This is a genomic window from Streptomyces sp. NPDC044044 (assembly GCF_056434405.1).
In genome coordinates this window covers 202,787-216,844 of sequence record NZ_JBWKFG010000006.1, presented here as the reverse complement: position 1 = coordinate 216,844, position 14,058 = coordinate 202,787, and the positions used below count along the sequence as shown (strand labels likewise).

General features: G+C 67.9%; 9 protein-coding genes. 2 read left to right on the top strand and 7 right to left on the bottom strand.

The features are described from left to right. Nucleotides 1–128 precede the first annotated feature (128 nt). Complete coding sequence (locus tag AC07AG_RS23485; RefSeq protein WP_478757366.1) at nt 129–683, bottom strand: hypothetical protein; 555 nt, start codon at nt 681–683, stop codon at nt 129–131. Nucleotides 684–764: 81 nt separating this feature from the next. Continuing rightward, nucleotides 765–1,214 (bottom strand): DoxX family membrane protein, encoded by a 450-nt coding sequence (locus AC07AG_RS23480; RefSeq protein WP_478757364.1) that lies wholly within the window; start codon nt 1,212–1,214, stop codon nt 765–767. Nucleotides 1,215–1,391: 177 nt separating this feature from the next. On the opposite strand from AC07AG_RS23480, the gene AC07AG_RS23475 reads away from it, so the two are divergent. After that, nucleotides 1,392–2,624: an amidohydrolase family protein gene (locus tag AC07AG_RS23475; protein ID WP_478757362.1), complete on the top strand. Its 1,233-nt coding sequence runs from the start codon at nt 1,392–1,394 to the stop codon at nt 2,622–2,624. Nucleotides 2,625–2,773: 149 nt separating this feature from the next. On the opposite strand, the gene AC07AG_RS23470 is transcribed toward AC07AG_RS23475, so the two are convergent. The 5 genes from AC07AG_RS23470 to AC07AG_RS23450 form a co-directional block, all read right to left on the bottom strand. Continuing rightward, nucleotides 2,774–3,706, bottom strand: a complete 933-nt coding sequence (locus AC07AG_RS23470; RefSeq protein ID WP_478757360.1) for an FkbM family methyltransferase — start codon at nt 3,704–3,706, stop codon at nt 2,774–2,776. Nucleotides 3,707–4,099: 393 nt separating this feature from the next. After that, a complete protein-coding gene (locus tag AC07AG_RS23465; RefSeq protein ID WP_478757358.1) occupies nt 4,100–4,861 on the bottom strand; it encodes a glycosyltransferase family 2 protein in 762 nt (253 codons plus the stop codon). Nucleotides 4,862–4,864: 3 nt separating this feature from the next. Continuing rightward, nucleotides 4,865–5,653, bottom strand: a complete 789-nt coding sequence (locus AC07AG_RS23460) for a GntR family transcriptional regulator (protein WP_478757356.1) — start codon at nt 5,651–5,653, stop codon at nt 4,865–4,867. A gap of 404 nt (nt 5,654–6,057) precedes the next feature. Further along, on the bottom strand, nt 6,058–10,179 hold the full coding sequence (locus AC07AG_RS23455; protein ID WP_478757355.1) for a WD40 repeat domain-containing protein: 4,122 nt from the start codon (nt 10,177–10,179) through the stop codon (nt 6,058–6,060). A 506-nt stretch (nt 10,180–10,685) separates the two neighbouring features. Next, nucleotides 10,686–11,138, bottom strand: coding sequence for a MarR family winged helix-turn-helix transcriptional regulator (locus AC07AG_RS23450; protein WP_478757354.1), 453 nt, complete (start codon nt 11,136–11,138; stop codon nt 10,686–10,688). A 388-nt stretch (nt 11,139–11,526) separates the two neighbouring features. Here AC07AG_RS23450 and AC07AG_RS23445 point away from each other — a divergent pair, with 388 nt between their 5' ends. Further along, nucleotides 11,527–13,107 carry a multicopper oxidase family protein gene (locus AC07AG_RS23445; RefSeq protein WP_478757353.1) on the top strand — a complete coding sequence of 527 codons (1,581 nt, stop codon included), beginning with the start codon at nt 11,527–11,529 and terminating at the stop codon, nt 13,105–13,107. Nucleotides 13,108–14,058 lie beyond the last annotated feature (951 nt).

The window sequence follows — 14,058 nt, the reverse complement described above, 5'->3', positions numbered from 1 at the left end:
GACGGAGCGTCGTGCCCCGCCCTCGCCCCCGCCCCGGCGTCGTCCACAGCGGTGGACGGCGGATGTGTCGGGCAGGGTGGCACGTTGCCGTGCAACAGACCAGAGACGCGAACGAAGCGCTCTCTTCGCTACGAGTCCTGCCGGGCGGGCGGCAGCAACAGATCGCGTTCCGGGTGCTGTTCACCCGAGACGCTGCCCTGGATGCCCAGATCCTTGCGAGCGGCGTCGTGGAAGGTGTTGATGGCACGGAACGCTTCCCGGTTCCGGTGGCGCCACTCGCCGAGCGTTCCCTCGGTCCTGCCTGTCGCCTGCCAATCGATCTGCGCGATGAGGAAGTTCAGGTCGTGGCCCGCTTCGACCGCGTCGTCACCGCCCATCAGCATGACCCGCTCGAACGCGCTGCCCCAGGCACGCCCCGCCTCCGCCAGGTCGTCACGGAGCTCGTGCTCGGTGCGACGGTGATCCCGCAGGTCTTCCCGCTGCTCGTAGAGCCGGACGGCCATGGCTATGCGGACCTTCGCCGCGTCCACGTAATTGCCGTACGCCTCGACCTTCTTGTCGTCCCACCGCGTCAGGAGCTGGGTGCGGTTCCGGCTGCGCTCCAGCAGGTAGTTGGTCACGTGCGTGGTGAGGGCGCCGAGCAGGACAGCGGCCACCGTGACGAGCTGTTCGCCCGTTCCCACTGTTCCCCCAATGCAGCCGGACTCCTCAGGATGACTGGACGATCTTACGAGTGCGGAGAGTCGGGGGGAAGGATCTCCCGCCTACAGGAAGAGCCCCAACGCGTCGTCCAGTGACCAGACTTGCCAGCCCATGGCGAAGAGAACGACGAGTGAGATGAGGGCCATCATCAGGTTCTGACCCTGCTCGGCCCAGTCGTGGATCATCAACACGAAGTAGATCAGGTTGAGTACGAGTCCGCCGATGAGCGCGATCGGTGTGAGGAAGCCGAAGATGAGGCCGAGCCCGAGGGCCAGCTCCGCGTAGGCGACGATGTAGGCCATCACCTGCGGTCGGGGTTTCACGGTCAGGTCGAAGCCGGACCGCACGAACTGCCAGCGGTGCTTCTCGGCGATGCCCACGGCCCAGCCGATGCCCCCTCCGGTGAACCAGGTCTTCTTGTCCTTGTGGCGCCAGCTCTCGAGCCACCACAGGCCGAGCCCGATCCGGAGTACGGCGACCCACTCGGCCCCGCTGAGCCACATCGTCTGCATCGAGTGCCCTCCTTCGTTCCGACCTGACGGATCGTCAGTTCAGCGGATGCGGCTCGATCGCGCAAGGGGTCGAGTTTCAGGCGAGCTGTTGCCGTTGCCGAAGCGAGCCCATAACCTCAATCTGATGGACCGTCAGATGCGTGTAAGGGAAACCGGCAGGTAGTTGGGGGCACAGCAGTGGACAACAACGAGGTCGGGGCCAAGGAGCTCCCCCGCATCATCAGCGTGGATGATCACGTGATCGAACCCGCCCACCTCTTCGAGAAGTGGCTCCCGAGCAAGTACCGCGACCGGGGCCCCAAGCCCTTCACCGCAGGTATCGGCGAGCTCGAGTACATCGGCGGCAAGTACAAGTTCACGACGGATCCCGCAGGGCAGGTCACCGACTGGTGGGAGTACGAGGGGGAGATCTTCCCGTACAAGCGCATCATCGCCGCCGTCGGCTTCTCGCGGGACGAGATGACGCTCGACGGCATCACACGCGAGCAGATGCGCCGTGGCTGCTGGGACCCGAAGGCCCGCCTGGAGGACATGGACATCAACCATGTCGAGGCCTCCCTCTGCTTCCCCACGTTCCCGCGCTTCTGCGGGCAGACGTTCTCCGAGGCCAAGGACAAGGAGGTCGGGCTCGCCTGCGTCCGGGCGTACAACGACTGGATGGTGGAGGAGTGGTGCGGTGACAGCCGCGGGAGGCTGATCCCGCTGTGCCTCATCCCGCTGTGGGACGTGGACCTCGCCGTCGCCGAGATCAAGCGCAATGCCGCTCGCGGGGTGCGCGCCGTGACCTTCAGCGAGATCCCCACGCACCTGGGCCTTCCGTCGATCCACTCCGGGTACTGGGACCCGTTCTTCGCGGCGTGCGAGGAGACCGGCACGGTCGTGAACATGCACATCGGCTCGTCGTCACAGATGCCTGCGGCGTCGCCGGACGCGCCCCCGGCCGTTCAGGCGTCCCTGAGCTTCAACAACGCGATGGCCTCGATGATGGACTTCCTCTTCTCCGGGGTCCTTGTGAAGTTCCCCCGCCTCAAACTCGCCTACAGCGAGGGGCAGATGGGATGGATCCCGTACGCCCTGGAGCGCGCCGACGACGTGTGGGAGGAGCACCGGGCCTGGGGCGGGGTCAAGGATCTGATCCCGGAGCCCCCGTCGATGTACTACTACCGGCAGATCTTCTGCTGCTTCTTCCGGGACAAGCACGGTGTGGCGTCGATCGAGACCGTGGGCGTCGACAACGCCACCTTCGAGACCGACTATCCGCACGTCGACTCGACATGGCCGCACACGAAGGCCGTGGCTCAGGACCACGTCGGCCACCTTCCCGAGGACGTGGCGTACAAGCTGCTTCGCGGGAATGCGATTCGTATGCTGGATCTGCCGTTCGACCGGGACCTGCAGGCGCGTCTGTAAGCGGGCCTGCAGAGGCGCCCGAGGGTGCGCCCGGGGGTGCGCCCGCTCGTGGTGGGCCGGGAGCGGCCGGCTCCACCACTGGGCAAGCGGGTCAGGGGGTCAGCGGGTTAGCGGGTCGTGGAGCCGGAGCGCCGGGAAGCCGGAGCGGGTCAGCGCAGGGTCTCGGCATCGACACGGGAGAAGACCAGCTCGCTCTCACCGACGATGGGGCCCCGCCACCGCACCGGGGGCTCCGGGTGACGCAGGGCGCGGGGGTAGTTCTCGGGCCTGTAGTCCGTGGGCAGCCGGTAGGTGTGAAAGCCGTGCTGAGCCATGGTGTCCATCAACTCGTCGATGGAATCACCCAGTTGGGCCATGCGTTCCGGTGTGACCTCCACGGCGATCTCCACGTCCGGGCGGAGCTGCCCCAGGGCAGGAGCCAGGCCTCTGATGACGCCGCCCTCGGCGCCCTCGACGTCGATCTTGATGACGCGGGCCCGGGTGAGTTCGTCCTCGTCCAGGATCTCGGGCAAGGGCCGGGCCTTCATCTCGAAGCTCGACTCGGCGGGACCGTCGTACGGGACGATCGAGTTCGCCCCCATGTTGTTCGAGCTGGCGAGCACGAAGGTCAGCGTCCTGTGGCTGTCGGAGACTGCCGCGTTGACCGCGCGGACGTTGGCGCAGTCGTTGATCCTGAGGTGCTGCAGCACGCGCTCGTGGAAGGCGGGAGACGCCTCTATGGCCACGACCCGCCCCGTGCCGCCGACGAGGCGGGAGCCCAGGACCGCGAAATAGCCGATGTTGGCGCCGACGTCGACGAACGTGTCACCGGCGCGCAGACGGCTCTGCAGCCACCGGGTCATGTGCGGCTCCCACACACCGTAGAGGCTGATGAACCGCTGGATGAGGTCGCGGGAGTCGCAGGCGAAGCGGGCTCCGAACTCCGCGTCGACCACGCGCTGACGCGGGTGGTCGCGCAGGCGCGGGTTGAGGTACCGGGCCGCGAGGGGGCCCTTGAGCAGGGAGCCGGGTGCGTTGCGTACGTAGCCGCGGCCGAGCGTGACCAGAAGCTCCGACGCGCGGTGGAGAGAAGCGGGGGGCATAGCCGCGACCGTACGAGTCCGCCGCGGCGCGGGCAAGATCGGATGGTCGGTACTCGGCCCAGGATCAGCGTTCCAGGACCAGCGCGCGCCGCACATGACGGCTTTACCTGCTTTCTTGACGGACAGTGCCTCTCCGCCGGTTTCGGCATAGCCGCTGTTGAATGAATGCCGAACGAGTGAGAGTGAGCCCTGTAAGTTCCTAATCCATCCGCTGCCGTCTGACGTGCAGAAGATGATTGCTGCCATCAGCGCCCCCGGGGTCGTATCCCGAAGGGTCATCTGCTTCAACTCGTAACCGTTGATCCGCACTTCGTCGGAAGATTCTTTGTAAAGCAGCCCCCAATTGTTTCACCCCGCTGGGTTTCGATCCACGCGCACCCTGTGAGGTTCCGGTCAGTCGGAGCGGGCGGGGTAACGCCACTGGAAGTGCTCCAGCGCTCGCGCCCTGGACTCGACCACGGTCATACGGGCATCGCGCTCCGCCGTGTCGACGTGTGCCGCCTGGCCGGTCACCTGGCCGTCCCACTTGCGGTAGAGCAGGCCGACCTCGGACGAGAACCAGCCGCGGGACGTCGAGTTCAGGGCGAGCAGCAGCCCCGTGTCCTCGGACGCGGGCAGCGCCATCCAGCCGCCCAGGGCCACGAGCAGGTCGCGGCGGACGAAGAGCGTCGCCGGATGGACCTGCGCGCGGTAGTCGTGAGTAGCCCAGTGGTCGAGCACTTCCCCACGCTCGATCGGCCCGTGCTCGGGGTCACCGGGGAAACCGGCCGTGGATCCGTCGGGGAGCAGATCGAGCACGCGTGACGTCGCCCAGCCGATGGTTCGATCGGCTTCGAGCGCCGCGAGGTCGCGGGCCAGCGAACCGGGCGCGAGCTGGTCGTCGGCGTCCAGGACCTTGACGTACGCGCCGTCCGCGTGGGCCAGGGCGATGGTCCGGGCGACCCCGGGGCCTCCCGGGCGTCCCTGCTTGAAGGTGATCCGGGCGTCGTCGGGGACATGGGGCGCGACCTGGTCGGTCGTCCCGTCCTCCTGGATCAGCCAGTGCCACTCCCAGCCGGCGGGCAACTCCTGCTCGCAGAGGGACTTGTACGCGTCGGCCAGGAAGTGCGCCGACGGTGCATGGACGGCCGTGATGACGATGATGCGCCGGCTCACGGCTCACCACCTTTCCAAATGAGTCGTGAAGAGCATTTCCGTGCGATCGCCGGGCAGCGTGACGTCGGACATCTCCACGATGCGGTTGTCCGTGTCGTACAAGGTCTTGCGAAGGACGAGAACCGACGTGCCGGGCGGCAGGCCCAGCTCGTCCGCCTCCTCCACCGTCGGGGGCCGAGCCGTCACCCGTTCTTCGACGCGGTCGATCTCGATGCCCACCGTGAGCAGCTGGTTCCATGTCCCGCCCGGCCAGGGCTCCGTCGTCTCGTCCAGGAGGTCGGGGTTCTGCTTGACGAGGTCGCGGATCAGATGTGACGTGACGAGGCTGAACGGATTCCGCTCGGAGCTGTGGCGGGTGCGGTAGGTGCGCTCGACGAGTGCTGTCCCTTCACCGACGCCCAGCGCTGCTGCGATCTCCTTGGACGCCCCGATCTCGCGGTACGCCGCGTGAAAGACGAGGTCGCCGACCCCGAGGCCGGTGTCGCGCTCGGTCGCCCCCGTGTCCAGGCGCTGCCGCTCGGGTGCGCGAGCGCGGTCCTTCTCCCACTGATGCCGTGCGTTCGTGCGCTGAACCGGCGTACGTGGGCGGCGGACGAAGGTGCCGCGGCCGTGCTGCTTCTCGATCAGGCCCTCTGCCTGGAGTACGCGCAGGGCCTGTTGGACGGTCGGCCCGCTGCGCCCGGTGGTCTTGATGAGGTCCGACTCGGACGGCAGCCGGTCACCGGGCCCGAGCCGGCCTGCGCGGATCTGCGCGCGGAGCCCGTCCGCGATCTTCTCGTAGGCCTTCGCCATCCGCGCGCACCGTCCCGTCGTTCACAGCGGGCCCAGCATACGACTCCTAAAGAGGACTTGACGAGGCTCGGTCGCCAACTGGCCCCGCCATCGGGCTCCGCTATCAGGCTTCGCTAACGAGCGAGGTGAGCCGGACCTGCGTTATGCAAGGCCCGCCGTCCGCGAAGCATGGCCCCACCACCGAGTTGGGCCGGAATTAGCTGTCCGGCCGTGCCTCAATTTGGACCACCGGGCGGTGGGATCACGAAAGCGCCCGATCGCTGGCGACGGGGGATGCACCAGCGATCGGGCTGTGTCCAACCGTAACAAGGCTGCTCGGGTAAAGGGAGGCAACTACTCCGTCGAAAGGGGGAGTTGTGACCGGGATCACGCAACGTGATCCGTTGGGGAGGGGTGGCAACCCGTTAGTCGTCGCAGGGTGGCGCGTACGAGAGGCGAGGCAGATACTCGTGCCATTTCTCCCGCGTAAGAACGTCCCGAGTGGTCGAGCAAATGCGACGAATCGCCTCGTCGGTGTCCAAGTTCCAAAGCCGTACGGTATCCGTGCCGCTGGAAACTCCGAGCATCTCGCCCTGCGGGCTGAACGACAGGAAACTGCCGGTCTTGGCGTTGGGACTCATGGACTGACCGATGGGGGAGGCGCTGGAGGGGCGGGTGACATCCCAGAGGCGGACCGTGTTGTCGTTGCCGCCGCTCGCCAGGGTGCGGCGGTCCGGGCTGTACGTCAGGGAGACCACCGCGTCCGTGTGGCCGGTGAGAGGGGAGCCCAACTGGGCTGCTTTGTCGGGGTCGGTGACGTCCCAGAGCCGCACCGTGCCGTCGTCGCTCCCGCTGGCCAGCGTATGGCCGTCCGGGCTGTAGGCGAGCTCGTTGATGGGACCCAGGTGCCCCTTGAGAGGCTTGCCGAGCAGGGTGACACGGCGCGGGTCGGACACCTTCCAGAGCCGGATCGTGCCGTCCGCGCTGGCGCTGGCGAGAGCGCGTCCGTCCGTGCTGAAGACGAGGGAATTGACGTAGCCCTTGTGGCCTGTGAGCGGCCCGCCGAGCTTACGGAGACGGGAAGGGTCGCTGACGTCCCACAGCTGAATGGTGCGGTCGGTGTCGGCGGTCGCCATCGTGCGCCCGTCCGGGCTGAAGTCCAGCGCGGCCGCGAATCGTGTCCGCAGGGCGACGGGCGGCCCGTGGGGGACGGGACGGGTCGGGTCGGTGACGTTCCACAGCTGCACCGCGCGGTTTCCCGTAAGGACCGCGAGGGTGCGGCCGTCGGGGGAGAACACCGGCGAACGCGCGTCCCCGTCCCAGGGCTTGAACGGTTTGCTCAGCGCCACGGGCCGGTTGGGACGCTCGACGTTCCACAGCCGAAGCTGTTCGTCGCGCGCGGCCGTGGCGAGCACCTTGCCATCAGGGCGGAACACTCCGGTCCGGCCGATCATGTCCGACGTCGGTATCGACCACAGACGGACCTTGTTGTCGCCGCTCCCGGTGGCGAGGGTCCGTCCGTCGGGGCTGAAGCCGAGGGCGTACATCTCCCCGCTGCTGCCCGCGAGAGGCTCGCCGACCTGCGACGGGTGCGCCGGATCACGGACGTTCCACAGGCTCGCCGTGCTGTCCGCGCTTGCGGCGGCGAGCATGGTCCCGGCCGGGTTGAAGGCCACGGACCACACGGCGCCGGTGTGGCCGGTGAGAGGCGGGCCGAGGGATTTCGCGTGGCGTGGTTCGGTGACGTTCCAGAGGCGGATGGTGTTGTCCCTGCTGCCGCTGGCGAGAGTTCGTCCGTCGGGACTGAAGGCCACGGAGTGCACCGTGCCCGTATGGCCGGTCAGCACCTTGTCGACCGGCTTCGGGCGACGGGGCTCGGCGATGTTCCACAGCCTGACCGTGCCGTTGTCGCCACCGGCCGCCAGTGTCCGCCCGTCGGGGCTGAAGGCCACGGAGCGTACGGCGGCGGTGTGGCCTGGCAAGGCGCCGAGTGTCTTCGGCCGGCTCGGGTCGGCCACGTTCCACAGCCGAACGGCGTGGTCGTCGTTGGCGGAGGCCAGAGTGCGCCCGTCCGGGCTGAAGGCGACCAGATAGATCGCACCGCCATGGCCGACGACGGGCGGTCCAAGCGAACGCGGGTGGCGGGGATCCCGCACGTCCCACAGCCGCACCGTGCCGTCTTCCGACGCGGTGGCGAGAGTGTCGCCGTCCGGACTGAAGACCGCGCTGCTCACCCAACTCGTATGTCCCGTCAGGGGTTTGCCCATGGGCTGAGGACGGGACGGATCCGAGACGTCCCACAGTCGTACGGTCCTGTCGTAGCTGGCGGTGGCCAGGAGCCGTCCGTTCGGGCTGAACGAGGTGAGGTAGACGGCGCCCTTGTGGCCGAGGAGCGGGGTGGCCAGCGGGGCGTTCACGATCGAGAGCAGGCGGTTCGTCGTTCCCTGGTCGTCCGGCCTCAGATTGTGTGCCACCAGGTCGAGTTGGGCGGACAGGGACGGATCCGTGTGCTGGGCGCGATCGGCCTCGGCGACCACCTGCTCGAACACCGCGTCGTCCCGCTGCTGCCACGCGACCACCGCCGATACGACGGCCACCACGGCAAGAACGACCAGAGCCGCCACCGCACCACGAATGATCAGGACCGTACGCCTGCGGAGGCGGGCCGAGGCGGCCAGGAACTCCACGGCTCCTCTGGTCAGGAAGGTGCCACCGGCGGTCTTCCGCCAGGCGCGGGCCTGTTCGAGACGGGAACCCCGGTAGAGCAGTGACGTGTCGCGATCGGAGTCCTCCCAGGTCCTGCCGTCCTCCTCCAGGCGCTGGCGCAGCAGGTTGTCGTTCCTGTCCTCGTCGATCCAGTCGCGCAGCCGGGGCCAGGCGTGCAGCAGCGCCTCATGCGTGATCTCCACGGTCTCCGAGTCGAGCGTCACCAACCGGGCGCGGACCAGCGCTTCGAGCGACTCCTCCGTCTTGCCGGGATCGGTCGACTCCTCGGCCAGCTGGCGCCGCGTACCCCGTCTGCGGGTGGCCTGGGTGTCCTCACCGAGCCGGACAAGCCTGAGGAGGAGCAGTCGCGCGGCCGTGCGGGCCGTCGGGTCGAGGTCGGACCAGGCGCGCTCGGCGCTCGCCGCGACGGCTCCCTGGATTCCCCCCGCCGCGCGGTAGCCGCCCAGCGTCAGCCGTCCTGCCTTCCGCCGCTGCCACGTGGCGAGCAGGGCATGGGACAGGAGCGGAAGCACTCCCGCGTCGTGCGTGCCGCGGGGTCCGTCCGTGCTCACTTCCCGGACGATCAGTTCCGCGAGCCCCGGTTCGAGCTCGAGCCCCACGGCCTTGGCCGGACCGGTCACCGCGTCACGCAACTCCGTGGTGGTCAGCGGCCCGAGCACCATGTGCCGGTGCTGCAGCGCGTCGGCCAGTTCGGGATACCCGAGGCAATGCTCGTAGAAGTCGGCGCGTACGCCGAGGACCACGAGCGCGGCAGCGGGGTCACCGGCGTCGCTGGGCGCGCAGGCAGCTTGAAGAAGCTGGATGAAAGTGCGCGTGTCCGCCTCGTCGGAGGAGAGAGTGAACGTCTCCTCGAACTGATCCACGATGACGACAGGCCGGGCGGCGGCGGACGAGGTCTCGCGTCGCGCCCATGCGGAGACGGCCTCCCGCACCGCGTCGGAGAACTGCGGACTGCCGGGCTCTGGCACGGCAGGTACGGCAGGTACGGCAGGTACGGCAGATACGGCAGGTGCGACAGGCACCACAGGCACCGTTCGCGCCGCTGGCACCGCTGGCACCGCTGGCGCCGCTGGTTCCTCGGCGGCAGAGATGAGGGGCGCGAGGTCGGGTATCTGGCGGGCCAGTTCCGCGAGGGGATCACTTCCCGGCACGAGCTGCAGCACGGGTCCTGCCTGGCTGCTGTCGCCGCTCAGCGCGCCGTTCTGCAGCGTGGGAACCAGCCCCGCATTCAGGAGGGAGGACTTTCCCGCCCCCGAGGCGCCCACGAGCATGACCAGGCCGCCCGTCTTCTCCGCGGCACGGAGCTGAGCGACGAGGGCATCCGTGCTCCGCTCGCGACCGAAGAACCACCGTGCGTCTTGCTGGCGATACGAAGCAAGCCCTCGGTACGGGCATACACCGTGGACGGCGGTCGGGGCCTCGGCCTGAAGCCGTTCCTCGTCTTCCGCGGACGCCGGTGCCGGCGCGGCGCGACCGCTGACCGGGTCGGCCACCGCGCGCTCCCACAGGAGGTGCCACTGGGCCATGTCGTACAGCCCCGTGGACACCGGGGCGGGCTGCTCGCGCCGCGCTTCGGGTATCAGGACATGAAGCACCGCCGAGAGGGCAGCGAACTGGGCGGGCACGTTCTTGGCCCGCCGCCAGTCGCTGATCCGCTGGGCGGACACCCGTACGGTCCGCCCTCGCTCGTCGACGCGCTGCTGCCGGACGACCGCCTCGGCCACGCGTTGGAGGGGTGGGTTACCGGCTTCCTTGTACAGCAGCGCGAGACGTTCCGCGAAGGCTGTGCGTGCCCCTGAGTCGGAACTCAAGGCCTCCACCCCTAACTTCCCCCGCACCAAGACATCCGGACCGGAAAACTCACCTTATACGGCTGACCTGCGGATAAGGCGTCCGGACAATGACGGAACCTCCTCCTCCGGGGCCTCAACTGGCAGGATCACGAACCGGTAGCGAACCAACCGCGCAGCGTCAGGGCAGGTCACCAGCTCGGGGTGCCCCGCAGAGGTGAATCGCGACGCTGCATCGCCTCGGCTGGTTTCCGCCGCTCACCTCCGGACCGCTGTCGCGTGGACTGCGGATCCGTCTTTCCTCGATCCGCGCTGTTACGCCGACATGGCGCGGATCGATGCAGTCCGTCGTTCGGCACCGGTCCCCACAGGGGAGGGACCGGTGCCGAAACGACGCGGCACGCTGCAGAGGGCCTGGCCCCTGCGCCCCATCCTCGACTCCTGCACTTGGCAGACGCGGCCCACGTGCCAGACGTGCCCGACGTGCCCGAAGTGTCCGACGTGGCAGACGTGTCCGATGTGGCGGCCCCTCGACATCACTGATCGCGCAGCTGCTCGACGGCTTCCTGGTACGCGTCGGCGGCGCGGGCGAAGTAGTCGAAGAGGACGTCGAGTTGCTCCGGCGCGTAGCTGCCGAGGATCTGGCCGATCTTCTGGCGGGCGGGGGCCATGACGCGGTCGAGATCGGCGGGTTCGCCGACCGGCTCCACGCTCACCTTGCGCCGGTCGCCGGGGTCGGGCACGCGGCGTACGTAGCCCGCCTGCTCCAGGCGGTCGATCAGGCGGGTGGTCGGTCCGGTCGTCAGGCCTGCGCGCGAGGACAGCTCGCCCGGGGTCATCGAGCCCGACAGATGAAGGATGTTCAGCGCGTACAGATCGGTGGCGCCGAGCTTGCACGCATGGGCGCTCGCGTGGCTGTGCAGCAGCACCGCACTGAGGTACTGGCGGTAGATCTCGCCCGCGTCAGGGCGCATCGACGGCGTTGACAAGGATTCTCCCACTCCCTAGTCTCTTCTTCAGGGAAGATACTTCTTCAGCGCAGTAACATCTCTTGTGAAGTTACCACGGGGAGGGTACGCCCCTGGCGCCAGCCTTCTGAGCGTCTCCCCTCCCAGATCCTGGCCTTCGCCCCCACGCCGAACCTGAGCGTCTAGGCCGCCACCAACGCCGCATGAGTGACCTCCTGCTCCGAGCCCCTCTGGCACGAACGAACGCAAAGACCGCGGCCGCGGCGTCTACGTGATGCCCCTGTGCCCCGCGGGCGCTGCCGCCCGCACCTTGCCCCGCAAGCTCGTTGCCCACCTTGCTCCGCAAGCCCGTTGCACACCTGTTCAGCAAGCCCGTTGCCCACCTGTTCAGTAAGGACTCAAGGGTTCCATGTCGCCCCGTTTCAAGAACGCGTTCAAGCGCCCGTCCCGCCGCACCGTGCTCACCACCGGCAGTGTCGCCCTGGTTGCCGGGCTCGGCTGGGGCGCCAACTGGCAGGTCGCATACAGCAGTCACAAGCGCAGCAACGTCGGCGAACTCAGATTCCGCAACCCGCTGCGCATCCCCGAACTGCTCGACCCCTCCGCATCCCGCGACGGCAGCAGACGGTACGAGCTGCACCTCGCGCCCGGAAAGTCGCAGTTCCTGCCCGGCAAGCAGACCGCCACCTGGGGCGCCAACGGCCCCTACCTCGCTCCCACCCTGCGGGTCCACGACGGCGACCGAATAGCCATGGCCGTGCACAACGGCCTGCCGGAGGACACCACCCTGCACTGGCACGGCATGCACCTTCCACCCGCCATGGACGGCGGCCCGCACCAGATGATCGCGGCAGGTGCCACCTGGAACCCCCGCTGGACCGTGCACCAGCCCGCCGCCACGCTCTGGTACCACCCGCATCCGCACGGCTCCACCGGCAGCCATGTCTACCGCGGCATAGCCGGAATGATCATCGTCGACGACGAGGTGTCCCGCCGCGCCGGACTGCCCTCCGCCTACGGAACCGACGACATCCCTCTCGTCATCCAGGACAAGAACTTCCATGACGACGGCTCGCTCGACTTCACCGAGTCCACCCTCAGCGACGACATCGCGATGGCCGACACCATCGGCGTGCTCGGCGACACCATCCTCGTCAACGGCACCCACGACCCCCACTTCGAGGTCACCACCCAGCGCGTCCGCCTCCGCCTCCTCAACGGCTCCAACGCCCGCGTGTACGAGTTGGGCTTCCCGGACGACAAGACCTTCCACCTCGTCGCCGTCGAGAACGGGCTCCTCAAGCGCCCTCGCCCCCTGGACCGACTGCGGCTCGCGCCCGGCGAACGCGCCGAGATCGTCGTGGCGTTCCGGCCCGGCGAGAAGGCGGTTCTGCGCAGCTTCCCCCCGGACCTGGACGTCGGCTTCCCCACAGGCCGCTTCTCCGGCGGCGACGACACCTTCGACCTCCTCCAGTTACGGGCAGCCCAGAGCCTGAAGCCCTCCCCCCAACTGCCCACCCGCATAGACGGCGCACCCGCAGACATCACCGTCCCCGCCAACGCCAAGAGCCGGAAGTTCGAACTCCTCGGCGTCGAGATCAACGGCAAGGGCATGGACATGAACCGCGTCGACGAAGTCGTACCGGCCGGGACCACTGAGATCTGGGAAATCGAGCGCGGCGACGGCACTGTGCACGCCTTCCATGTCCACGGCGCCACGTTCAACGTCCTGGACGTCGACGGCGAAGAACCTCCCGCCTACATGCGCGGCCCCAAGGACACCGCCTACCTGCACGGCACCACCACAAGGCTGGCAGTCAGATTCGACAACCCCACCGACGAACGGACCCCGTACATGTACCACTGCCACGTCCTGAGCCACGAGGACGCCGGCATGATGGGCCAGTTCCTAGTCGTCAAGCCCGGCCGCGAGGACAAGGTCTCCAAGACAATCGCCCCCACGAACCACCACGGCGAATCCCACCACTGAACGACGACACCCTGGCAGTCGCTGCAACTGGGGTAGCCGGGTAACCCGCGAACGTGGTGGATCTCAGCGGGCACCACCTCACTCGGGAGACAGACGCTGTGCCCGAGGCCGAGGAAGGACGCCGATCGGTGCCTGCCCCTTCTTTTCCCGCTTCGAGTTCCAGGAGGGACCTGGCTCGGCAGAATCTGACCATGGACTCAGGTATAGCTGCGATCTTGGGCGCTGGGGTAGGCGCCCTGGGAACGGCGGTTGCTGGCCTTGTGGCTGGCTGGGTGGGCCGTTCGACTACTCGCTTACAGCTTCGGGCCGAGCACGCGCGTTTGTTGAGGGACCCTCGGCGTTCGGCTTACGTTGCTTATGCCGAGCGCTTCCACAAGATCTTCTGGCATCTGGCTGATGCGGAGGTTGAGCTGCGGTACGGGCTTGACGCCGACGATGCCGCCACGCGCCAGGCAGACTGTCGGGCTGCTCGCTTCAAGTGCGTGGAGGCCGACGCCTTACTCGATGGTGATACGGAGCAGCTGCTTGTCGCCGTTCAGGTTGAGGGACCAGCGAAGGTCAGAGCGGCTGCATCTGAAGCCAACCTACGGCTTCATGACCATAGAGTTGCCGCTAAGCGATTGCTTAGGAGTCTGGAAGCTGATTCAGCGTACCCAGAGCAGTTGGCGGAGCTTCAGGAGGTCGAGCGGGTTGGGTACGAGGCCTACGTTGGCTTTGTCGACGCCGCTTCGCGTGCGCTTGAGGCCGATGGGATATCGCCTCGGCGAACAGCGGACGAGCAAGCTAAGTAGCCGACGCCGGCCGCGCATGGCCTGGCGTAAAAGCTTCATGCCCGATCGAGGACTGCGGGGGTGTGGATGCAGATGCTCTGACGGCTGCCCTGGATGCGTAGTCACGCAGTTGGTCACTCAGCTAAACGCAAAGGCCCCTCCCGTTTGGGAGGGGCCTTTG